At 56.8% G+C, this 23,173-nt stretch carries 22 protein-coding genes; 6 read left to right on the forward strand and 16 right to left on the reverse strand.

The features are described 5' to 3' along the window. Positions 1–86: 86 nt before the first annotated feature. Positions 87–1,058 (reverse strand): D-2-hydroxyacid dehydrogenase, encoded by a 972-nt coding sequence (locus AC6I8A_RS00450; RefSeq protein ID WP_497817861.1) that lies wholly within the window; start codon positions 1,056–1,058, stop codon positions 87–89. Then, on the reverse strand, positions 1,058–1,450 hold the full coding sequence (locus tag AC6I8A_RS00455; protein WP_293795598.1) for a RidA family protein: 393 nt from the start codon (positions 1,448–1,450) through the stop codon (positions 1,058–1,060). Before AC6I8A_RS00455 ends, AC6I8A_RS00450 begins: the two co-directional genes overlap by 1 nt. 347 nt (positions 1,451–1,797) lie before the next feature. Between AC6I8A_RS00455 and glyQ the strand changes: the two genes are divergently transcribed. Continuing rightward, positions 1,798–2,709 carry a glycine--tRNA ligase subunit alpha gene (gene glyQ / locus AC6I8A_RS00460; protein WP_008105242.1) on the forward strand — a complete coding sequence of 304 codons (912 nt, stop codon included), beginning with the start codon at positions 1,798–1,800 and terminating at the stop codon, positions 2,707–2,709. A 9-nt stretch (positions 2,710–2,718) separates the two neighbouring features. Next, entirely contained in the window at positions 2,719–4,788 is a 2,070-nt protein-coding gene (gene glyS / locus AC6I8A_RS00465) for a glycine--tRNA ligase subunit beta (RefSeq protein WP_497817862.1), read from the forward strand. A 67-nt stretch (positions 4,789–4,855) separates the two neighbouring features. Here glyS and AC6I8A_RS00470 read toward each other — a convergent pair whose 3' ends face one another. From AC6I8A_RS00470 to fdnG, 9 genes are all read right to left on the reverse strand, one after another. Next, on the reverse strand, positions 4,856–5,146 hold the full coding sequence (locus AC6I8A_RS00470; RefSeq protein ID WP_479490322.1) for a type II toxin-antitoxin system RelE/ParE family toxin: 291 nt from the start codon (positions 5,144–5,146) through the stop codon (positions 4,856–4,858). Then, positions 5,112–5,396 (reverse strand): type II toxin-antitoxin system ParD family antitoxin, encoded by a 285-nt coding sequence (locus AC6I8A_RS00475; RefSeq protein ID WP_061719305.1) that lies wholly within the window; start codon positions 5,394–5,396, stop codon positions 5,112–5,114. Before AC6I8A_RS00475 ends, AC6I8A_RS00470 begins: the two co-directional genes overlap by 35 nt. A 111-nt stretch (positions 5,397–5,507) precedes the next feature. Continuing rightward, entirely contained in the window at positions 5,508–7,361 is a 1,854-nt protein-coding gene (gene selB, locus AC6I8A_RS00480; protein ID WP_497817863.1) for a selenocysteine-specific translation elongation factor, read from the reverse strand. Further along, on the reverse strand, positions 7,358–8,737 hold the full coding sequence (gene selA, locus AC6I8A_RS00485) for an L-seryl-tRNA(Sec) selenium transferase (protein WP_293795605.1): 1,380 nt from the start codon (positions 8,735–8,737) through the stop codon (positions 7,358–7,360). The genes selB and selA overlap by 4 nt, the downstream gene beginning before the upstream one ends. A gap of 8 nt (positions 8,738–8,745) precedes the next feature. Beyond that, positions 8,746–9,357 carry a glutathione S-transferase gene (locus AC6I8A_RS00490; RefSeq protein WP_293795607.1) on the reverse strand — a complete coding sequence of 204 codons (612 nt, stop codon included), beginning with the start codon at positions 9,355–9,357 and terminating at the stop codon, positions 8,746–8,748. Positions 9,358–9,429: 72 nt separating this feature from the next. Further along, entirely contained in the window at positions 9,430–10,356 is a 927-nt protein-coding gene (fdhE, locus tag AC6I8A_RS00495) for a formate dehydrogenase accessory protein FdhE (protein ID WP_497817864.1), read from the reverse strand. Then, entirely contained in the window at positions 10,356–10,997 is a 642-nt protein-coding gene (fdoI, locus tag AC6I8A_RS00500; protein WP_008104688.1) for a formate dehydrogenase cytochrome b556 subunit, read from the reverse strand. Before fdoI ends, fdhE begins: the two co-directional genes overlap by 1 nt. Further along, the gene (gene fdxH / locus AC6I8A_RS00505; RefSeq protein WP_154156908.1) at positions 10,997–11,896 is read right to left on the reverse strand and encodes a formate dehydrogenase subunit beta; all 900 of its coding nucleotides are present in this window, start codon (positions 11,894–11,896) and stop codon (positions 10,997–10,999) included. The genes fdoI and fdxH overlap by 1 nt, the downstream gene beginning before the upstream one ends. Before the next feature lie 11 nt (positions 11,897–11,907). After that, on the reverse strand, positions 11,908–14,955 hold the full coding sequence (fdnG, locus tag AC6I8A_RS00510; protein ID WP_497817865.1) for a formate dehydrogenase-N subunit alpha: 3,048 nt from the start codon (positions 14,953–14,955) through the stop codon (positions 11,908–11,910). Between the two features lie 179 nt (positions 14,956–15,134). Between fdnG and fdhD the strand changes: the two genes are divergently transcribed. Continuing rightward, positions 15,135–15,917 (forward strand): formate dehydrogenase accessory sulfurtransferase FdhD, encoded by a 783-nt coding sequence (fdhD, locus tag AC6I8A_RS00515; RefSeq protein ID WP_436332539.1) that lies wholly within the window; start codon positions 15,135–15,137, stop codon positions 15,915–15,917. Here fdhD and AC6I8A_RS00520 read toward each other — a convergent pair. Beyond that, positions 15,914–16,690 carry a DeoR/GlpR family DNA-binding transcription regulator gene (locus AC6I8A_RS00520; protein WP_497817866.1) on the reverse strand — a complete coding sequence of 259 codons (777 nt, stop codon included), beginning with the start codon at positions 16,688–16,690 and terminating at the stop codon, positions 15,914–15,916. The two genes, fdhD and AC6I8A_RS00520, sit on opposite strands and share 4 nt — an antisense overlap. 174 nt (positions 16,691–16,864) lie before the next feature. Here AC6I8A_RS00520 and AC6I8A_RS00525 point away from each other — a divergent pair, with 174 nt between their 5' ends. Further along, complete coding sequence (locus AC6I8A_RS00525; protein ID WP_436332495.1) at positions 16,865–18,205, forward strand: aspartate aminotransferase family protein; 1,341 nt, start codon at positions 16,865–16,867, stop codon at positions 18,203–18,205. Between the two features lie 65 nt (positions 18,206–18,270). On the opposite strand, the gene alsE is transcribed toward AC6I8A_RS00525, so the two are convergent. From alsE to AC6I8A_RS00545, 4 genes are read right to left on the reverse strand one after another with little or no spacing between them, the layout of a single operon-like run. After that, positions 18,271–18,948, reverse strand: a complete 678-nt coding sequence (gene alsE, locus AC6I8A_RS00530; RefSeq protein ID WP_256697965.1) for a D-allulose 6-phosphate 3-epimerase — start codon at positions 18,946–18,948, stop codon at positions 18,271–18,273. A 50-nt stretch (positions 18,949–18,998) separates the two neighbouring features. Beyond that, positions 18,999–20,258 carry a PTS ascorbate transporter subunit IIC gene (gene ulaA / locus AC6I8A_RS00535; RefSeq protein WP_061719314.1) on the reverse strand — a complete coding sequence of 420 codons (1,260 nt, stop codon included), beginning with the start codon at positions 20,256–20,258 and terminating at the stop codon, positions 18,999–19,001. A 44-nt stretch (positions 20,259–20,302) separates the two neighbouring features. Next, on the reverse strand, positions 20,303–20,569 hold the full coding sequence (locus AC6I8A_RS00540) for a PTS sugar transporter subunit IIB (RefSeq protein WP_256697966.1): 267 nt from the start codon (positions 20,567–20,569) through the stop codon (positions 20,303–20,305). Positions 20,570–20,584: 15 nt separating this feature from the next. Beyond that, on the reverse strand, positions 20,585–21,028 hold the full coding sequence (locus tag AC6I8A_RS00545) for a PTS sugar transporter subunit IIA (RefSeq protein WP_497817867.1): 444 nt from the start codon (positions 21,026–21,028) through the stop codon (positions 20,585–20,587). Positions 21,029–21,323: 295 nt separating this feature from the next. Here AC6I8A_RS00545 and AC6I8A_RS00550 point away from each other — a divergent pair, with 295 nt between their 5' ends. Continuing rightward, positions 21,324–22,349 carry a LacI family DNA-binding transcriptional regulator gene (locus AC6I8A_RS00550; RefSeq protein ID WP_256697967.1) on the forward strand — a complete coding sequence of 342 codons (1,026 nt, stop codon included), beginning with the start codon at positions 21,324–21,326 and terminating at the stop codon, positions 22,347–22,349. Between the two features lie 160 nt (positions 22,350–22,509). Beyond that, a complete protein-coding gene (gene sodA / locus AC6I8A_RS00555; protein ID WP_256697968.1) occupies positions 22,510–23,127 on the forward strand; it encodes a superoxide dismutase [Mn] in 618 nt (205 codons plus the stop codon). Positions 23,128–23,173: the final 46 nt, after the last annotated feature.

Below are 23,173 nucleotides of genomic sequence, written 5' to 3' on the forward strand. Positions count from 1 at the left end.
GAGGGCGCCGATAGTGCGGGCTGGAAATCTATTCATCCCCTCTCCCATTTATGGGAGAGGGTTAGGGTGAGGGGAAAAGCGCACCCTTAATAACCTCGTGCCGGATCAACCTGATTACGCAGCGGTTGCCCGTGGCGGAAACGTGCCAGGTTATCGATAAACACCTCAAGGCATCCGGCGAGATAGGCGCTGTGATCGTCGAGGCTGCAGTGCGGCGTCATTACTACGCCGGGCGTGTGCCACAGCGGGTCGTCGGCGGGTAACGGCTCTTGCGGATAGACATCCAGCACCGCGCCAGCCAGTTCGCCCGCATTGAGTTTTTCGCGCATCGCGCTGTAATCGAACACATCGGCGCGGCCAACAATCACGATGCCCGCGCGTGCGGGCAGCAGATCGAAGCGGCGGCGATCGAACAGGTTGTGGGTTTGTGGCGTCAGCGGCAGCGTCGACACCACCACATCCACCTGCGGCAGCACATCGTCGAGCGCGTCAATGCGGATGCAGCGCGCCACGTTGGCATCACACTGGCCGCTGCGCGTCACGCCAATCACGCGATAGCCTTGCGCCGTTAGCAGTTTTGCCGCTGCGGCGCCAATGCCGCCCACGCCCAGCAGCAGCACGGTTTTGCCGCGTGCGCAGCCGCCAAAGGTTGGACGCCAGACACGCTGCGCCTGATCCTGCAGAAAACCGGGAATGCCGAAGTTGAACATCAGCGCCGCCATCAAAATGAATTCGGCACCTTTATCGCCGTGCACGCCAGAGGCATTGGTGAGCGTCACGCCCTGCGGCCAGTGCGCCAGCCACTGTTCAACACCTGCCGACATCACCTGCACCCAGCTCAAGCGCGGCGTGCTGAATTGATCGAGCGCCAGCTTGCGGCCGCTCCAAAGAATGTCGCAGCGGGCGAGGAAGTCGTCGGTCTGCGCCGCATGGCTGTTTTCGCTCAGCGTGAAGTGGCTGCGCAACGGCGGATGCGCGTCGAGCTGCAGTTGCAATTGCTCAGCAGAGAGATGGAGTGCGCGCGGCGCGCTGGCGTCGTTCTCGATATGAATATGCATCAGCGCATCGCCGTCACTTCCATCTCGACCAGCAGGTCAGGATGGTTGAGTTGAATGCCCACGGTGGCGCGCGCCGGGAAAGGGAACTGGAAGAATTCACTGTAAGCGGCATTCATCGCGCTGAAGGTGCTGAGATCGGTGAGATAAATGGTGACGCGGACTACGTTGCCGAAGGTCATGTTCGCTTCGCTCAGCAGCTCGCCGACGTTTTTCAGCACCTGACGCGTCTGGCTGGCGATGTCGTTGCCCATCATCTCGCCGCTGTAGGGATCAATCGCCACCTGGCCTGAAATAAACAACATCGGTTCGTGCAGCACGGCGGCAGAGAGCGGCGCAGGCCCCATTGGGCGATCGCTGGCGTTCATTCCGGGATAACTCAACGCAATCTTCATGGTGAAATCTCAAGCAAAACTGTTTCACCGCAATTTCGTATACGATTATACGAGTGTCAATGCGCGATTTTTAACCATCGGGTCAAAAAGGTGATGCGTATCACGTAATAGGATTTGCTGATGTATCAATCAATATAATGAAATTTAAGGGTTTAATGAGGTTTTTTCTGTGAGTGATGGCGGCGAGTGCGAATCGTATACGATTTTCTTATTGTTCTGTTTTTGCCCGCAAAACCCTGCTGCAATCGCCTGGCCGCTGGCCTGGATTTCCGGCTGCACAATCCGCGGTCAAAGGGTATACTGGCGCACTCTTTTTTTAACCGATCCGTATCGCGTGCGAATTCAACATGCAAAAGTTTGATACCAAGACCTTTCAGGGCCTGATCCTGACCTTGCAGGATTACTGGGCGCGCCAAGGCTGCACCATTGTCCAACCGTTGGACATGGAAGTGGGCGCCGGCACCTCACACCCGATGACCTGTCTGCGTGCCTTAGGCCCAGAGCCGATGGCGACCGCTTACGTGCAGCCATCTCGTCGTCCAACCGATGGACGTTACGGTGAAAACCCGAACCGTTTACAGCACTATTACCAGTTCCAGGTGGTGATTAAGCCCAACCCGGACAACCTTCAGGAGCTGTACCTTGGGTCGCTGAAAGAGCTGGGTATGGATCCCACCATCCACGACATTCGCTTTGTCGAAGACAACTGGGAAAACCCAACGCTCGGCGCGTGGGGACTCGGTTGGGAAGTGTGGCTAAACGGCATGGAAGTGACGCAGTTCACTTACTTCCAGCAGGTTGGCGGCCTGGAGTGCAAGCCGGTCACCGGCGAGATCACCTACGGCTTAGAGCGCCTGGCGATGTACATTCAGGGCGTAGACAGCGTTTACGATCTGGTGTGGAGCGACGGTCCGTTCGGTAAAACCACCTACGGCGAAGTGTTCCATCAGAACGAAGTGGAGCAGTCGACCTACAACTTCGAATACGCTGACGTTGACTTCCTTTTCACCTGCTTCGAGCAGTATGAGAAAGAAGCGCAGCAGCTGCTGGCGCTGGAAAAACCGCTGCCGCTGCCGGCTTACGAGCGCATTCTGAAAGCGGCGCACAGCTTTAACCTGCTGGACGCCCGCAAAGCGATTTCGGTTACCGAACGCCAGCGCTATATCCTGCGTATCCGCACCCTGACGAAAGCCGTGGCGGAAGCCTATTATGCGTCCCGTGAGGCGCTTGGCTTCCCGATGTGCAATAAAAACAAGTAAGAGGCAGCCATGACCGATAAAACTTTCCTGGTGGAAATTGGCACCGAAGAGTTGCCTCCGAAAGCGCTGCGCAGCCTGGCAGAAGCCTTTGCTGCGCACTTCACCGCTGAACTCGATAGCGCCGGTCTGGCGCACGGCGAAGTGAGCTGGTTTGCTGCGCCGCGTCGTCTGGCGCTGAAAGTGGCCCAGCTGGCTGCCGCGCAGCCCGATCGCGAAGTGGAGAAACGTGGCCCGGCTATTGCCGCCGCGTTTGATGCCGATGGCAACGCCACCAAAGCGGCCGAAGGTTGGGCGCGTGGTAACGGCATCACCGTGGCGCAGGCGGAACGTCTGAGCACGGACAAAGGTGAATGGCTGGTGCATCGCGCCGCCATCACCGGCGAAAGCGCGCAGGCGCTGCTGCCAGCGATGGTTGCTACCGCGCTGAGCAAGCTGCCGATTCCTAAGCTGATGCGCTGGGGCGCGAGCGACGTGCAGTTTGTGCGTCCGGTGCACACCGTTACACTGCTGCTGGGTGACGAGCTGATCCCCGCGAAGATTCTGGGCATTCAGTCCGATCGCGTGATTCGCGGCCATCGCTTTATGGGCGAGCCAGAATTCACCATCGACAACGCCGATCAATATCCGCAGCTGCTGCTGGAACGCGGCAAAGTCGTTGCGGATTACGCAGCGCGTAAAGCCAAAATCAAAGCGGACGCGGAAGCAGCGGCCCAAAAGATTGGCGGCATCGCCGATCTGAGCGAAAACCTGCTGGAAGAAGTGACCTCGCTGGTGGAATGGCCGGTGGTATTGACGGCGAAATTCGAAGAGAAGTTCCTCGCGGTGCCGGCTGAAGCACTGGTTTACACCATGAAAGGTGACCAGAAGTACTTCCCGGTGTACGACGCGGCGGGCAAGCTGCTGCCGAATTTCATCTTCGTCACCAACATTGAATCCAAAGATCCTCAGCAGATTATTTCCGGTAATGAGAAGGTAGTGCGCCCGCGTCTGGCGGATGCCGAATTCTTCTTCAACACTGACCGCAAAAAGCGTCTGGAAGATAATCTGCCGCGTCTGGAAACCGTCCTGTTCCAGAAAGAGCTGGGTACGCTGCGTGATAAAACCGATCGCATTCAGGCGCTGGCTGGCTGGATTGCCGCGCAGATTGGTGCTGATGTGAATCACGCAACGCGTGCTGGTTTGCTGTCGAAATGTGACCTGATGACCAACATGGTGTTCGAGTTCACCGACACGCAGGGCGTGATGGGCATGCACTACGCGCGCCACGATGGCGAAGCGGAAGATGTGGCGGTTGCGCTGAACGAGCAGTATCAGCCGCGCTTTGCCGGTGACGATCTGCCGTCAAATCCTGTGGCCTGTGCCGTCGCGATTGCCGACAAGATGGACACCCTTGCGGGTATCTTTGGCATCGGTCAGCATCCGAAAGGCGACAAAGATCCGTTCGCCCTGCGCCGTGCCGCGCTGGGCGTGCTGCGCATCATCGTTGAGAAAAACCTGCCGCTCGATCTGCAAACGCTGACCGAAGAAGCGGTGCGCCTCTACGGCAGCAAGCTGAGCAACGGCAAAGTGGTCGATGAAGTGATCGACTTTATGCTGGGCCGTTTCCGCACCTGGTATCAGGAAGAGGGCCACAGCGTTGACACCATTCAGGCGGTGCTGGCGCGTCGTCCAACCCGTCCGGCTGATTTCGATGCGCGCATGAAGGCGGTTTCGCACTTCCGTACGCTGGAAGCGGCCGCGACATTGGCCGCCGCCAACAAACGTGTGTCCAACATCCTGGCGAAATCGACCGAAACCCTGAATGACAGCGTGCAGGCTTCTCTGCTGAAAGAGAACGAAGAGATCCAACTGGCGACCTTCGTGACCGCGCTGGGCGATAAGCTGCAGCCGTACTTTGCAGAAGGTCGCTATCAGGATGCGCTGGTTGAGCTGGCGCAGCTGCGTGAAGCGGTGGATAACTTCTTCGATAAAGTGATGGTGAACGCTGATGATCAGGCGGTGCGTATTAACCGTCTGACGCTGTTGGCACAGCTGCGCCAGCTGTTCCTGCAGGTGGCGGATATTTCGCTGCTGCAGTAGTTTACCTGGTCGCAATAAATGGCGGCCCTGCGAAAAAAGGGGACGAGAAATCGTCCCCTTTTTGTTTTCAAAACTCGGCGCTAACGTCCTGCGAGTGGTGCAAGATACGCCCGATGAAGATTTCATCCACTTCAGCGCGATAGATTACAATATGCTTACCTAAAGGCAGCGAATAAATCTGCTTACCTAAATCCGGTCGTTTGCGACCTAAATCAAACATGGCAAGCTTTTCGAAGAGCACAGCAAATCTGGCGCTGTAGTTATCAGCTAACTCCTCTCCATAATTCCAGTAGCCATAAATCCAGATCTTCATCAGATCTGCATCAGCTTCCGGTTTTATCGTGATGGTCCTTTTCATAAATGCCTACCCTGGCTTTTGCTCGTCTTAGAAAATCTTCATGATCCCACTCTTTTCCCGGGCCGCTTTCAAAGCCCTCTCTGACCAACTCTCTGAGTTTTTCCAGCTTTGATTCCGCCTGCTTCTCACGCAGCAAGCGCAGCGAGTCGCGCACCACTTCGCTTTGCGTACGGTAGTCGCCGGACTCAACCAGAGATTCAACAAACTCGCGCAGTTCATCGCCTAAATCGATCGTCATGGTACGTGCCATCATTGCCATCCAATGTAAGAGTATTTCTTACATTCTGGCACTTATTTGCACAACTGGGAATGTGCGTTGCAGCGCAGTTACAAGCTGAACTGCGAGGCAACGCGAGAGATTTTATTCAGATGAGGTGGGAAACAGGCGTGCGTCACGCAGCAGATGATCGTTGCCACGGCGGCGGGTGAAGCCGCTGCGGTCGAAGAATTCCAGAATCTGTATCGCCACTTTGCGCCCGGTGCCCAGCTGGTTGCGGAAGTCGGCGGCGCTGGTGCTGCCCTCTTGCGCGGCGCGGCTCCGAATCAGATCGGCGAAGATCTGGATTTGGTCGCTGCGATAGTAGCGATCGCGCACGATCGCGGTGATGTGTCCGAGCCGTGCGGCAGTGAGCAGCAGCGATCGAATCGCCTGTTCATCCTGCTGCAGCGCCAGCGCGATATCGCGCACCCACAGCGGCTGGTCGCCAAACAGCGGGCCGACCTGCTGCCAAAGTGCTTCTTCCTGCGGGTTGAAGCGCGGTTCGAAATCGGGCAGATGCAGCCAGCCTTGCCGCTGTTGCAGCTGGCCTTGCGCCAGCAGCTGATCAATCAGCGCTAGCACCCATTCGGCAGGCTGATGCGGCATTGCCACGCGACGCAGACGATCGTGGCCGATGCCCGGCACTTCGGGATGCTGCTGATGAAAATGTGCCAGCGATTCCAGCAGCTTTTGCTGCCAAAGTGCCGCCTGCGCAGCACTCATTAGCGCGTTACCGAGCTGCACCGGCGCTGTGTTCTCAATCAGTGCATCCAGCGCGGGTTCGGTAAGCTGACGCGCCCATGCCAGATCGCGTAATTCTGTCGGTTGATACGCCAGATGCGCCTGCAGGCTGGCGTCATCATCTTGTGCGGCGGCCAGCTGCTGCAGCCAGACGAGATACTCCGCCTGACGTTTGCCACGCTTTTTACTGTTAAGCAGCAGCACGCGCGCGCCGCCCAGCGTGTGCTGTGCATTGCTGTCGCGGATAATCAGCCGATCGTTCTCCGCCAGCCACAGCGGCTCGTTCAGGACTATTTCCGCCACATCATCCGCCAGCAGCGTGATGCGTCCGGTGACGTGGCTGGCGGCGTGGTGGATATGAATCGGCTGCGATGCACTTTTCAGCGGCTGCAGCAAGCGCTGCGCCACGGTTAAGCGCGTGGTGCCTTCCGCTTTGGCCTGTGACAGCAGCCACTCGCCGCGCGCGATCTGCGCTTTTTCCACATCGCCAACGATATTTAATGCGATACGCTCACCGGCCTGCGCGCGCGTCACCGATTGGTTCTGCGCATGCAGGGCACGCACGCGCAGCGGCTGATTCAGGCTGCTGAGCCAAAGGGTATCACCGACGTTCACTTCACCCGTCAGCGCGGTGCCGGTGACCACCAATCCAGTACCTTTCAGCGTGAAGGCGCGATCGATGGCGAGACGAAAACGGTAACGCGGGTCGAACGCCGGTTCCGCCAGCGTGCTGAGATGCTGGCGCAGCGCGTCGATGCCTTGCTGCGTGTGGCTGCTGGTGACAAATTGCGGCACTGCCGGCCAGCCGAGTTGCTGCGTGAGCTGCGCCACCTGTAGCTGGACTGACGCGATGCGCGCCTCATCCACGCGATCGGCTTTGGTCAGCGCCACGCTAAGCGGTGGCTGTCCGGCCAGGCTCAGCAGCTGCAGATGTTCGCGGGTTTGCGGCATCACGCCATCGTCGCAGGCCACCACCAGCAGCGCGTGATGAATGCCGCCAATGCCCGCCAGCATATTGGCGAGAAATTTCTCGTGGCCCGGCACATCAATAAAGCCGAGTACGCGTCCGTCCGGCTGCGGCCAATAGGCGTAGCCGAGATCGATGGTCATACCGCGCCGTTTCTCTTCGGGCAGGCGATCGGCATCCACGCCGGTTAATGCCTGTAGCAGCGCGGTTTTACCGTGATCGACGTGTCCAGCGGTGGCAATAATCATGGCGCTATGGCCTGAATCAGCGCGCTTTCATCATCAAGGCAGCGTAAATCCAACCACAGTTTGCCTTCCTGAATGCGGCCAATTACCGGGCGCGCTAAGCTGCGCCAGCGCTGTGACAAACTGGCAAGCTGGCTGCCGCGACCATCGCGTGGCGTGAAGGTGATGGCGAAACTGGCAATACGCTCAACCGGTAGCGATCCGCTGCCGATTTGCGAAGAACAGGGCGCGATCGCCAACGAAAAATCATTGCTAAAAGTCTTTTCTAATGCGGGCATCAATCGTTCGGCCTGCTGCAGAATATCGTGCGAGGAACGCGTCAGCAGCCGCAGCGTCGGCAGGGCTTCGCGCAGCGTGTCTGGCTGGCGATAAAGTTGCAAGGTGGCTTCCAGCGCTGCGAGCGTCATTTTATCGACGCGCAGCGCGCGTTTCAGCGGATGCGACTGCAGTTGATCAATCAGCGCCTGCTTGCCGACGATAATGCCGGCCTGCGGACCGCCGAGCAGTTTGTCGCCGGAGAAGCTCACCAGACTGACGCCCGCGGCGATCAGCTGCTGCGGCATCGGTTCGGCGGGCAGACCAAATTCGGTCATATCGACCAGCGAACCGCTGCCAAGATCGGTGATCACCGGCAGTTGATAAGCGTCACCCAGCTCAACCAATTCCGCTTCTGTTACCGCATGGGTAAAGCCCTGAATCTGATAATTGCTGGTGTGCACCTTCATCAGCAAGCCGCTGTTTTCCGCGATCGCGGCACGATAATCTTTCAGATGCGTGCGGTTGGTGGTGCCGACTTCAACCAGCTTGCAGCCCGCCTGGCGCATCACGTCGGGGATGCGAAAGGCACCGCCAATTTCCACCAGCTCGCCGCGCGAGACAATCACTTCGCGTCCCGGTGCTAAAGCCGCCAGCATCAGTAACACGGCGGCAGCGTTGTTGTTGACGATACAGGCCGCTTCTGCGCCGGTTAATTCGCACAGCAGCGCGCTGACGGTGCGATCGCGATGGCCGCGCGCCGCATCATCCAGCGCATATTCCAGCGTGACCGGCTGACGCAGGCTGTTAACCACCGCATCGATGGCGCGATCGCTCAGCTGCGCGCGGCCGAGATTGGTGTGCAGCACGGTACCGGTGAGATTGAACACCGGACGCAGCGCACTTTGCTGCTGCTGCTGGCTGCGGCGCAGCGCTTCATCGGGCCAGTTCACGTGCCATTCCGGCAAGGTTTGATGCTGCTGAATGTGCTCGCGCGCTTCCTGCTGCATGCTGCGCAGCTGGCGCGTGGCAAAGGCGGTACCGTGATGCGCCAGCAGCGGCTGCAGCGCTGGATCGCGCAGCAGGCTGTCGATAGCAGGTAATTGGCTGTACAGGTTTTTCATCAGGTGACTTAGAGAGTGGGCGGAACAGTGCGGGCAAAGCTTTCGCGCGCAAACAGGTTTTCGGCCAGCTTCACCAGCGCCGGGCGATTCACGCACCAGTTAGGCAGCACGCGGCGGAAATTCAGGTAACCAATCATGCAGCCGGTGGCGATATCGGCCAGATTCAGCGTGCCGCTATTGAGCCATTCGCCCTGTGCGGCGGCGGTTTCCAGCGCATCAAGGCCGCGCTGAATTTTGTCGCGATTGCGCAGCAGAACCTCTTCGGATTGCTGATCGCCGGGTCGCATTTGCTCGCGCACGATCATCACCGCGGCGTCGTTGATGCCGTCGGCGAGTTTTTCCAGCTGACGAATTTGCAGCGCGTGCAGCGCATCATCAGGCAACAGCACAGGCGCATCGCCGCGCAGTTCAATCACCTGCGCGATGATTGAGGAGTCGAACCAGGTGAGCTGATTGTCATCAATCAGCGCCGGCACTTTGCCCAGCGGATTGTACTGCGGGACATCGCTGTCATCGGTCCACGGAGAGTGATTAACGAATTCGAAAACCAGGCCTTTTTCCAACAGAATGACGGATATTTTGCGTACAAAAGGGCTGGTGTAGCTGCCAATCAGTTTCATCGTTCGCCTCCGTGTTGAGCTGCGTGGATTTGTGCGTTCATTGAGAAGGTCGCCATGAATGGCGACCTACAGTTAGTCGCCGGGGAACATAAACGGATTCAGGCTGCTGCGTGCGAATCCTTCCTGCTCCATGCGGGCATCCAGCACCAGCGAAGCGAGGTCATCGGCCACCGGTTCCACCGCCGGATCTTTTTCCTGATACAACATCTTCAGGTAGGTTCCGCAGTCGCCGCAGCTCTCTGCTTTCACCGCCGCTTTTTCGCTGTCCAGCGACCAGTAATGCAGATCGCCGGTTTGCTCGCAGTTGGAGCACTTGCTGCGCACCACATACCATTCGCTTTCACACAGATTGCAGTGCAGATAGCGCAGTCCTTGCTGGCCCACGCTCATGTGCACCACGCTGGTGACTGGCACGCTGGCGCACACCGGACAGAACTGGCGATGCTCACCGTATTCTGCGCGTGCTTTACCGGGAATCAGCGCCGCCATTTGCGCCCAGTAAATCGACAACGCCGCCCAGATGAACGGCGATTTATCGCTGCTCACCTGCGCGAAATCGCCTTCCAGCAGCGCATGCGCCAGATTTTCCAGCTCGGTAGTGGAGGCTTTTTCCAGATTCTCCAGCACCGCCAGCGCCTGGCCGCTCATCTCCGGCTTCAGCTCGGCGATCAGCGAATGCAGCAGACGTTGCCAGTGCGCATCGCGCGGGTAGGTGTGGATATCGAGCGGCGGCTTGCCCTGTTCGGCGCTCTGCTCCAGCCGCTGTTGCAAATCGATTTGCAGCGGATGGTCGTACAGCACGATCTCCTGCGCCTCGGCGATCACCGCAGCAAAGCGCAGGTAATCACCCAGCGGATTCTTCGCGGCCAGGTCGCGCAAACGTGCCGCACGGCGGCTATACAGATTTTTCAGCCGGGGGAAAAGTAACGGCGGAACTTGCTCCGCCGTCAGTTTTGCACCTTTCTCCAGCTGGTCCTGCGGGATGATGCGAATACTCATCAGGGACGTTTTTCCTGTTGTGTTTGGCGTTGGCGCTGCTCGCGATACCAGCGTGGGTGATGTTTCTTCGCCCACGCGGCCGGAACCCAGCCCTCAACCATGGCGGTAATGGTGCCTTTTACCCACAACGCGGCGTAAATGTGCACCATAATCACCATGATCAGCGCCACAGCTGAGACCGAATGCACCACTAGCGCGATGCGAATCAGCGGAATGGTAAAGGCGCCGGCAAAGTACGGGCGCCAGATAACAATTCCGCTCACCAGCAGCAAGACTAAGCTGATGATAGCAGCCCAGAACACACACTTCTGCCCGAAGTTGTATTTGCCGGTATCGCCGACCTCTTCGTTTTGCACGATTTTGTGGATGTTTTTCGCCCACACCAGGTCTTCGCGATTGATCAGATTATGTTTCCAATAGCGTAAGAACATGATGATAAAGGCGGCAAACATCACCGTGCCAATAAAGGGATGCAGGATACGCGCCAACTGCGGCGTGCCGAGCACGTGCATCAGCCAGTTAAATGACGGGAAAAAGAAACCCAGTCCGCTCAGGGCGGCGAGCACAAAACAGAACGCCACAATCCAGTGATTGATGCGTTCCGGTGCGCTGTAGCGCACCAGACGATCGCGTTTTTTCATTATTCGCGCTCCTCTTTTTCGTGCAGGTTCTCGTCCTCATCCTCTTCCACGCGGTTCGGCCCTACGCCAACGTAGTGGAACACTGAGGCGGCAAAGGTGGCGGCAAAACCGATCGCTGCCAGCGGTTTCCAGATCCCTTTCCAGAAAGTCACCGCCGGGCTGATGCTCGGGTTGGCCGGCAAACCGTGATAGAGTTGCGGTTTGTCGGCGTGGTGCAGCACGTACATCACGTGCGTGCCGCCGACGCCTTCTGGATCGTACAAGCCCGCGTTGGCATAGCCGCGCGTATTCAGCTCGGCCACGCGTTCACCCGCCAGCGCCTGCATATCGCTTTTGCTGCCGAAGTGAATCGCGCCGGTTGGGCAGGTTTTCACGCACGCCGGTTCCTGACCAACATTGACACGATCGACGCACAGCGTGCATTTATACACGCGATTGTCCTCTTTATTCATACGCGGCACATCGAACGGACAGCCAGCGATGCAGTAGCCGCAGCCAATGCACTGTTCTGACTGAAAATCGACAATGCCGTTGGCGTACTGAATAATCGCGCCTTCAGACGGACACGCCTTCAGGCAGCCGGGATCGGCGCAGTGCATGCAGCCATCCTTGCGGATCAGCCACTCTAACTTGCCGTTCTCCTCCACTTCTGAGAAGCGCATCACCGTCCAGGATTTGGCGGTCAAATCGGCGGGATTGTCATACACCCCTACGTTATGTCCCACTTCATCGCGGATATCGTTCCACTCCGAACACGCCACCTGGCAGGCTTTGCAGCCGATGCAGGTGGTCACGTCGATCAGTTTCGCCACTTCCTGCTGATGGTTACGCGCCTGCGGGGCAGGCGTGAGTCCATTGGTGGCGGAGCGGCGGATAATGTCTTGAGATTGATAAGCCATATTCGTTCTCCTTACACCTTCTCGACGTTGACCAGGAACGCCTTAAATTCTGGCGTCTGCGTGTTGGCATCACCGACAAACGGCGTCAGGGTGTTGGCGATAAAGCCTTTTTTCGCCACGCCCTGATAACCCCAGTGAATCGGAATGCCGATGGTATCGACGATTTTGCCGTCGACGTTGAGTGGACGGATGCGCTTGGTGACCACCGCTTTGGCTTTGATGTAGCCGCGATTGGAGCTCACTTTCACCGTATCGCCCTGCGCGATGCCGAGCTTGTTGGCCAGCTTCTCGCCGATTTCGATAAACTGTTCCGGCTGCGCGATGGCATTGAGCCGCGCGTGTTTGGTCCAGTAATGGAAATGCTCGGTGAGGCGATAAGTGGTGCCGACATACGGGAACTGCTCCGCCTGGCCCATCGATGCCAAATCGTCCTTGAACACGCGCGCCGCCGGGTTGGATACCACGTTCGGATGCAGCGGGTTGGTACCAATCGGCGTTTCAAACGGCTCGTAGTGTTCCGGGAACGGACCTTCAGCCATTTTGTCGAGCGCAAACAGGCGGCCCATGCCTTCCGGCTGCATGATGAACGGCCCAACATCGCTGCCTGGTGCGGCGGCGCTGTAATCCGGCACATCCATGCCGCCCCATTTCGCGCCATCCCATTTCAGGATTTGGCGTTTCGGATCCCACGGATTGCCTTGCGGGTCAGCCGAGGCGCGGTTGTAGAGAATGCGGCGGTTAAGCGGCCACGCCCAACTCCAGTTCAGCGTGTTGCCCAAACCGGTGGGATCGGTGTTGTCGCGGCGCGCCATTTGGTTACCGTCCGGCGTCCAGCTGCCGGCGAAAATCCAGCAACCGCTGCTGGTGCTGCCGTCATCTTTCAGATGGGCAAAGGTGCTGAGCTGTTGGCCTTTTTTCACCAACAACGTGCCTTTGTCATCGTACACATCGGCCAGCGCTTTACCGTTGTTCTCCATCGCCACTTCTTCCGGCGCTGGATTTTCTGGCGTCAGGTAGTTCCAGCTCATGTTCAGCACTTGCTCAGGCAGCGCGCCGCCTTCACTGGCGTACATTTTGCGCAGGCGTGAATAGATGCCGGAAAGGATTTCGCCATCATTCAGTGCTTCACCCGGTGCATCCTGACCTTTCCAGTGCCACTGCAGCCAGCGGCCCGAGTTGACGATCGAACCGTTCTCTTCAGCGAAGCAGGTGGAGGGCAAACGGAACACTTCGGTCTGAATTTTTGACGTATCAACATCGTTAAACTCGTCGTGATTCTCCCAGAAGGTAGCGGTTTCGGTGTTGAGCGGGTCGATGGTGACCAGGAACTTCAGCTTCGACAGTGAATCAATCACTTTGCGCTTGTTCGGGAACGACGCCACCGGATTAAAGCCCTGGCACAGATAGCCGTTGACCTTGCCTTGCGACATCATCTCGAAGTACTGCAGCACGTCGTAGCCTTTATCCCACTTCGGCAACCAGTCGAAGCCCCAGTTGTTCTCTTTCTGGGCTTTGTCGCCGAAGAAGGCTTTCATCTGGCTGACGAAGAATTTCGGGTAGTTGCTCCAGTAGTTCACCTGGCCCGGCAGCAGCGCTTTTGGCGTGTTGGCGGCGAGATAACTCTGCAGATCGGTTTGTTTCTCCGACGGCAAGGTCATGTAACCCGGCAAACTTTGCGACAGCAGACCGAGATCGGTCAGACCCTGAATATTCGAGTGGCCGCGTAGCGCATTGATGCCGCCGCCAATCATGCCCATGTTGCCGAGCAGCAGCTGAATCATCGCCATGGTGCGGATGTTCTGCGCACCTACCGAGTGCTGCGTCCAGCCGAGCGCATACAGGAACGAGGTGGTGCGATCGCGCGCGCTGGTTTCGCCCAGCAGTTCGCAGACATGCAGGAAGTCAGCTTTTGGCGTGCCGCAGATGCGTTCAACAATTTCCGGCGTGTAGCGGCTAACGTGTTGCTTCAGCAGGTTCCACACGCAGCGCGGGTGCGTCAGCGTGGTGTCGCGTTTAGCAAAGCCGTCATCGCCCAACTCGTAGTTCCAGCTGGTTTTGTCGTACTTGCGATTCGCTTCGTCGTAGCCGCTGAACAGGCCATCTTCAAAATGATAATCCTCACGCACAATCAGGCTGGCGTTGGTGTACGCCTCGACATATTCGCGCTGGATTTTTTCGTTTTGCAGCAGCCACAGCAGTACGCCCGACAGGAAAGTGATGTCGGTGCCCGAGCGGATCGGCGTATAGAAATCGGCTACCGATGCGGTTCGTGTGAAACGCGGATCGATAACAATAATTTTGGCTTTGTTGTGAATTTTGGCTTCCATCGCCCAGCGGAATCCCACGGGATGCGCTTCAACGGCGTTACCGCCCATCACAACGATCAGATTGGCATTACGGATGTCGACCCAGTGATTGGTCATCGCACCGCGACCAAATGTTGGAGCAAGACTTGCTACCGTTGGTCCGTGTCAAACGCGTGCCTGGTTGTCGACCGCTAACATGCCGAGCGATCGGGTAAATTTCTGGGTTAAGTAACCGGTTTCGTTGCTGGATGCCGAAGCACACAACATGCCGGTGGAGAGCCAACGGTTTACCGTCACGCCAGCGGCGTTCTGCGCCACGAAGTTAGCGTCGCGGTCGGCTTTCATCAGCTTCGCGATGCGATCAAAGGCATCGTCCCAGCTAATGCGCTGCCATTTATCGGAGCCAGGCGCGCGGTATTCCGGATATTGCAGGCGACTTTCACTGTGGATGAAGTCGAGCAGACCTGCGCCTTTCGGGCACAATGCGCCACGGCTCACCGGATGATCCGGATCCCCTTCGATGTGGAAAATGGTCTCTTTGGCGTTTTTCGCGCCGTCACCGAGGCTGTACATTAACAAGCCACAGCCGACTGAGCAGTAAGTGCAGGTGTTACGGGTTTCGCGCGCGCGCAGCAGTTTGTACTGCCGCGTTTCCGCCAGCGCTACCTCTGGCGCAAAGCCGAGCAGCGCTGCCGTTGTCCCTGCCATACCGCCAGCACACACCTTGAAGAATTTTCTTCGGCTGACGTTCATGGATTATCCTTTCAACATGATTGATTGTACTTTTGCAGTGCAGTGGATCGGGCGTCACAATAACCCGACGAATATTGCGGCAATAGCGACCTAATAATACCACTACTTTAGTAAGGTTGTTGTATGAGGCGAAAAAAGTGACAGAGAATGAGCAGGAAAGTCATATTAATGTGAATAAGATCTCAGGCGCGGTGCAGGCGCAGGTGCATCAGCGGCGTGATATCAGCCTCGCGGAAACTGACTGGCTGGCCGAGGAAGTGCCGGTGGCGCTGGTCTACAACGGCATTTCACACGTTGTGATGATGGCGACACCCAATGATTTGGAAGCTTTTGCGTTAGGTTTCTCGCTCTCGGAAGGCATTATTGCGCGCCCGGATGAAATCTTCGGCATCGATGTGGTGCCGGGCTGTAACGGTGTTGAAGTGCAGATTGAGCTCTCCAGCCGCCGCTTTATGGCGCTGAAAGAGCAGCGTCGTGCGATGGCTGGCCGCACCGGCTGCGGCGTATGTGGCGTCGAGCAACTTGATCAAATTGGTAAGCCGCTACAGCCGCTGCCATTCAGCCAAACCTTTGATTTAGCAAACCTTGATACAGGCCTGGCGCAGCTGCGCGATTACCAGCCGATCGGCAATCTCACCGGCTGCACGCATGCGGCGGCGTGGATGTCACCGCAAGGCGAATTGCAGGGCGGCTATGAAGATGTCGGTCGCCACGTTGCGCTGGATAAATTGCTGGGGAATCGCAGCCAGCAGCCGTGGCAGCAGGGCGCGGTGCTGGTTTCCAGCCGCGCCAGCTATGAGATGGTGCAGAAATCCGCCATGTGCGGTGTGGAGATACTGTTTGCGGTTTCGGCGGCGACGCAGCTCGCCGTTGAGGTGGCTGAACGCTGTAATCTCACGCTGGTTGGCTTCAGTAAGCCGGGCCGCGCCACGGTTTACAGCCACCCGCAGCGTCTGCGTTAAACCACCTGTACCTGCGGCAACGCCTGTTGCAGCGCTGCCAGCGCGCCAGGTTTTGCCGCGCCGCTGTCGCAAATCAGCAGATCAACTTCCGCAATCGGCGCGTAAACGGTGCGGCTGATCACGCCGAGTTTGCTGTTATCCGCCAGTAAAATGGTGCGATTCGCCTGCTGCACCATGGCGCGGGCAATCGCCGCTTCGTGGGGATGAAAGCTGCTGGCACCGTTTTTAGCATCGATACCGACCGGCGAAAGCAGCGCCACATCGGCGCGATAACGATAAATTTCGCCGATGGTCATCTCCCCGCGCGTTTGCTGCGCGCCCGCCATCATCATGCCGCCAAGCAAAATCACCTGATTATTCAGCGTCTCATGCTCTTCCGCTGCGCTCAGCGCCAGCGCGGCCTGCAAACTGTTGGTGATGATGGTTAAACCCGACATGGTGCGCAGCTGTTCGGCCAGCATGGTGGTGGTGGTGCCGGCATCAAGGAACAGCGTTTGGCCGGGCTGAAGATGCTGCGCGGCAGCAACCGCAATCGCGCGTTTCTCTTTCGCCTGCGCGTTGCGGCGCACCTGTAGTGGCGGTTCCGGCTGGCTATCGACGGCAACCAAACCACCATGTACACGCCGCGCCAATCCCTGCGCTTCCAGTTCAATGATGTCGCGCCGCGCGGTTTCGCGCGAGATGCCAAGCTCATTGATGATGCGTTCGGTGCTGAGCTGATGTTGCGTGGTCAGCAGCGCGCGAATGCGGTGTAAGCGGGTTTCCTGCAGCATGACTTTTCCCTGTGGCGTGTTCAACCTGGGCCTAAGCTTACCTGAGTGTCATGACGCCGTCATGTGTATTTGGTTGTATTTGTGTATTTTGTTGCATTTATCGCCAAAGCAGGCATGATATGGGCAAACGGCGATTTCGCATGCACCCCTTTCACCTTCGCAACGGGAGTTACCATGGCTACACGTTCTACCATCATGGATACCAACAGTTTTCGTGCTGAGCATGCCGACGGGCTGGATGCGGCAACCCGCAAGCTCACCGACAAGCGCAGCAAAGTGTTGGGCGAGTCGTATCGCCTGTTTTACCGCAAGCCGGTGCACTTGGTGCGCGGCGAAGGGCAGTATGTGTGGGATGCCGCCGGTGATAAATATCTTGATGTGTACAACAACGTGGCGAGCATTGGTCACTGCCATCCGGCGGTGATTGAGGCGGTGAATCAGCAGATGAAGATGCTGAATACCCACACGCGCTATCTGCACGAACGTATTCTCGATTACACCGAAGAGCTGCTGGCGACCACGCCGGATGCCATCGATCGCGCCATGTATATGTGTACCGGTTCGGAAGCCAACGATTTGGCGATCCGCGTGGCGCGTGCTTTCAGCGGCGGCACCGGCATTATTGTGTCGCAGGAGGCGTATCACGGCACCAGCGATCTTACGTCAGGCGTGTCACCCGCGCTCGGCAGCGGACAGCCGCTGGCGGCAACCACGCGTCTGGTTTCACCGCCAGATGCTTATCGCGTGAATGCGCCGGATCTCGGCGAGTGGTTTGCCAATGAAATCCAGCAGCAGATTGACGATATGAAAGCGCACGGCATTAAGTTTGCCGGTTTCCTCGCTGACTCGATCTTCTCATCCGATGGCGTATTGCCGAACCCGCGCGGCTTCCTGCAAAAAGCGGTCGATGTGGTGCATGCCAACGGCGGGATTTTCATTGCCGATGAAGTGCAGCCGGGCTTTGGTCGTACCGGCGATGCGTTCTGGGGCTTTGCGCGTCACGGCGTGGTGCCCGATGTGATCACCACCGGCAAACCGATGGGCAACGGCATTCCGGTTTCGGGCCTGCTGGCGAAAAGCGATGTGCTTGCCGCGTTCAGCGATGAAATTCCTTACTTCAACACCTTTGGCGGTAATCCGGTGGCGATGGCCGCCGCGCAAGCGGTGTTGACGGTGATTAAGGAAGAGGGCTTGCAGGAGCACAGCCGCGTGGTGGGCGCAAAACTACTAGGTGAATTGCAGAAACTGATGGATCGCCATGATTCGATTGGCGATGTGCGCGGTGCAGGTCTGTTTATTGGTTTCGAACTGGTGCAGGACCGCGCCAGCAAAGCGCCGGACAAAACGCTGGCGCTGGATTTGATCGAAAAACTGCGCGAACACCGCGTGCTGACGTCAGTGGCGGGGCCGTACGGCAACGTGCTGAAACTGCGTCCGCCGTTGGCGTTCCAGGAAGCGGATATCGACTGGCTGGTGGGCGCGCTGGATAAGTCGTTGAGTGAGTTGGGGCGGTAAAACCGTCGCTGTGGATAGGGTGCGGTAATGAATGAGGTCGCCATGAATGGCGACCCTACAGGGTATTACGCTGCGGTTTCCTCGGCGAAAATGCTCTCCATCTTCTGCCACGCCTGCGCCACATCGTCATCCAGATTAAACAATCCTGAGGTGCCAACGATAAACACATCGACGCCGGAAGCGGCGATTTGTTTAAAGGTGCGCGCATTGCACGAACCATCAATTTCGGTAAGATAGTGATAACCGTGCTCTTCGCGCATGGCGATCAGCTGGCGAATCTTATTCAACGTTTCCGGAATAAACGTCTGGCCGGCGAAGCCCGGATCCACCGACATCACCGTCACTTTATCCAGCAGATGCGCATATTCACGAATACTTTCTGCCGGTGTAGCCGGATTTAACACCACGCCGCAGCGACGGCCCGCGTCTTTAATCTGCGTCAGCAAGCGGAAGATTTTATTGTTGGCGGTTTCCGGGTGGAAGCTAATAATATCGGCGCCCGCCTCAATGCACATCGGAATAATGTCTTCCGGATGATTCACCATTAAATGCACGTCAATCGGCACATCGGTAATTTTACGCAGGTTCTCAATAAAGAATGGCGACAGCGTAATATTCTTCACGTAGCTGCCATCCATAATATCGACATGATAAAAGGCGGCGGTGCTATTCATCGCTTCGACCTGCTCGCGGAAGCGCGTGAGATCCATGCACATTAAGGAGGGGGAAAATTTGGCTTGCATAACTTATTTCCTCATTACAAAAACAGCGCCCGCAGGCGCTGTTGATGACATCAATGGAAGAACGAAATAATGTGGCCGAGCACGATACCGACAATGCCGAAGTCAGCATCGCCGAAGGTGGTGGAAGCAAAGCCGAGGTCGCCCATCAGCGGCAGCAGAATCGCTGGCAGGAAGGAGATCAGCAGGCCTTGCACAAAGGCGCCAATCACTGCGCCACGACGTCCGCCGGTGATATTGCCGTAGACGCCCGCAGTTGCACCGCAGAAGAAGTGCGGCACCAAACCCGGAACGATGACGCTCAAACCAAACAGCGGGCACAGGAACATGCTGATCAAACCGGCGGAGAAGCTCGACAGGAAGCCGATGATCACCGCGTTTGGTGCGAACGGGAATACGGTTGGGCAATCCAGCGCCGGTTTGGCGTTGGGTACCAGCTTATCGGCGATACCTTTAAAGGCCGGCACGATCTCCGCAATCACCATACGCACACCGGCGAGGATGATGTAGACGCCAGCAGCAAAGGTAATCGACTGAATGATGGCGAACACAATGTAGTTCTGGCCGCCACTGATGCTTTCGGTGAACGCTTTGCCCGCAACCAGAACCAACGCGATAAACAGAATCATCATGGTCAGCGAAATCGCTACCGATGAGTCGCGCAGGAAGTTGAGGGTTTTCGGCACTTTGAGCTCTTCAATCGACGGGCTGCCTTTACCGACCACTTTGCCGACCAACGCGGAGAGCAGATAACCGGTTGAGCCAAAGTGGCCGAGCGCCAGATCGTCCGAGTTGGTGATTTTGCGGGTGAACGGCTGCAGAATCGCCGGGCAAACCACCATCATGGTGCCGAGAATCAGCGAACCAATCAGCACCAGCCAGAAGCCGTGTATGCCGCCTACCGATAGAATCACCGCCAGCATCGCCGACATATATAGCGTGTGGTGACCGGTCAGGAAGATGTATTTCAGCGGTGTAATGCGTGCCAGCAAGATGTTCACCAGCATACCGAACACCATGATCATGGCGGTTTCGGTGCCGTAGCTCTTCTGCGCCAGCGCCGCCATTGCATCGGTGTTGGGTACCACGCCCTGAATATTAAACGAGTGCTCAAACAGCTGGCTGAAGATGGTTAATGTGGCCGCAATTAAATTGGCCCCGGCGATGAGAATAACAAAACCCATGATGGTTTTAAGCGTACCGGAAATAACATCAGAAACCGGTTTCTTTTGCAGTAATAAACCAAACAGGGAAAAAAGGCCGACAAGTATTGCGGGTGTTCCAAGAACATCCTTTATAATAAATTGCAGCATAACCTACTCCGTATTAAGTAGCGTGTACTTGCCTTACAAGGTTATTAAATATTTTCAGCGATAATTTCTTTGATTTTTGCATTATCCAGCAGGTTAGTCAGGCCAACGACTTTCGCGCTGTGTCCGGCTAATTGATCGGCAATATCTTTCGCGGCAATAATTAAATCAGCCTGTTCAGATTTCGCTGAGGTTAAATCGGTGTGGCCCACTTCGGCTTCTTTACCCAAATCCGCCACAATCTTCTTCACGTTCATTTCAACAATGAAGCTACTGCCTAAACCATTTCCGCACACAATCAGCACTTTTTTCATAATAGGGTTCTCTGGTTATTTATTTTCAATGACAGCTTCAATCGCTGACAGGGTAGAAGCCGACAGCAACTGCTGCAGGTGGGATTCGTCGCTGAACACGTCGGCTAATGCGGTGATCATCTGAATATGATCGTCGCCAGACACCGCACATAGCATGATGACCACATAAACCGGATCGTTTTCATCGGCCTGAAAGCTCACGCCATTCTTCACATGCAGCAGCGACAGGCCGTTTTTGCGCGCGCCTTGTTCCGGGCGGGCATGTGGCATCGCCAGACCCGGCGCCAGCACGTAATACGGGCCGAGCTCGGCATGCGAGGTGAAAATGGCATCGAGATAAGCCGGGCTGATGGCACCGGCGGCCAGCAGCGGTTCGGCGGATAAACGCACCGCTTCCTGCCAGTCGCTAACCTGCTCTACGACACGAATATGTTGCGGTGTTAGCCATTGAGTGAGCATCAGTAATTCCTGTTTATTCGTCGATGGGGTGCAATGTAGGTTATTTTCTCAGCGGTTTTCTGTGATGATTGTCGCAAAAGTTAGCGCTAACACCGTTATTGTTAAAAAACGTGTTATCGCTAACATTTCCTTGCTGCGCGTTTGTCTTCGTTGCAAGCACCTGACATGCTCAATCATTCTGAAAAGATCGCGGGGTGAGGGATGCCCGAAACTGTGGTTTTTCACATGGCGCGTTAACAGATTTGGTTTTAAGCTGCGTCCTGGCAAAAAAGTAGCGAGTAATGCAGGAGATCGCATGACAGAAAAAAAGCGGCGCGGTACCGGCAAAAGTACTTTAGCCGATGTTGCCCGTTTGGTGGGTGTAAGCACCATGACAGCATCGCGTGCGTTGCGCATGCCGGAAAAAGTGTCGCCTGAAATTCGCGCCAAAATCGATGCGGCGGTGATTGAGCTCTCCTATGTCCCGAACGTGCAGGCGAGTAATCTGGCATCGGCGACATCACGCTTGATCACCATGGTGGTACCGTCGTTTGCCACGCCGGGCAGTGCGATTGTGTCGGAAGCGCTGCAGGAAGTGCTGCGGCCGCAGGGTTATAACATGATGCTGGCGGAAGCCAATCATTCGGCTGCGGAAGAGAGCGAGCTGATCGAAATGCTGCTCTCCTATAATCCGGCGGCGATGGTGCATTTCAATTTCGATAACGCCGCCGAAGCGCATCGCCTGCTGAGCAATTCCGGGTTGCCGGTGATGGATATTGGCGGTGTGCATCCGAATTCGGCGGGGATCAGCATTGGTGTCGATTACGCCAAAGCGATTCGCCAACTGGTGCAAAGCCTGGTCGAGCGCGGTTATCGTAATCTCGGTTTGTTGTGCACGCAGAGTAATAACACCATCTTCCGCCAGCTGTTGAATGGCTGGCACAGCGGCATGCTGGCGATGAATCAGGCGCCGCATCGCGTGGTGACATCGCCGAAAATGCCAACCTTTGCCGCCGGGCACAGCTTGCTGGCAGAGATTCGCCTCACCTGGCCAGAGCTGGATGTGCTGATTTGCACCAGCGATGAAGTGGCTTGCGGTGCCATCATGGCGTGTCATGCGGCGGGGATTGCCATTCCCAGCCAGTTAGCGATTGCCAGCATCGGCGGCGGCCCGTTAGCGGCAGTGTGTTCGCCGCCGCTGACCAGCATTGTGCTGCCGTATGAAGAGATGGGGCGCACGGCGGGTAAACGTCTGCTGGCGGCGCTCAAAGGCGATGAACCGCCAGCCATCAATGAGCTGCCGGTGCAGCTTAAACTGCGCGCCAGCAGCCACAAGGTGTAGCCGTGCGTGCGCACCTTTTCCCAGATTCATCAAATCCTTATCAATTCTAAGGCATTGATAACCCTTTTACGGATCATGTTTTTAACTATAATGATCCGACTGCTTACGCGGCACGCCCAGTGAGGTGGTGCTGCAAAACACTAAAATGGAGAGGAAGAACATGAGTTATTCACTGCCATCCCTGCCGTATGCGTACGACGCACTGGAACCGCACTTCGACAAGCAGACGATGGAAATCCATCACTCTAAACACCACCAGGCCTACGTTAACAACGCTAACGCTGCGCTGGAAGGTACCGAATTCGCTGACCTGCCGGTTGAAGAACTGATCGCTAAACTGGATCAGCTGCCAGCAGACAAAAAAGGTCCACTGCGTAACAACGCAGGCGGCCACGCTAACCACAGCTTCTTCTGGAAAGGTCTGAAACTGGGCACCTCGCTGCAGGGCGAGCTGAAAGCTGCCATCGAAAAAGATTTCGGTAGCGTTGAAGCTTTCCAGGCTGAGTTTGAGAAAGCCGCTACCACTCGCTTCGGTTCAGGCTGGGCGTGGCTGGTGAAAAAAGGCGACAAACTGGCTGTGGTTTCAACCGCAAACCAGGACAGCCCACTGATGGGTGAAGCGGTCGCTGGCGTTTCAGGCACTCCGATCATCGGCCTGGACGTGTGGGAACACGCTTACTACCTGAAGTATCAGAACAAACGTCCTGATTACATCAAAGCATTCTGGAACGTGGTGAACTGGGACGAAGCTGCAGCGCGTTTCGCTGCTGCGAAGTAAGTTCAGGCTATAGCCGCAACACGAAACCGGTGATGATTTCACCGGT

It is taken from the genome of Pantoea sp. X-Soil-ISGK-275 (assembly GCF_059730795.1).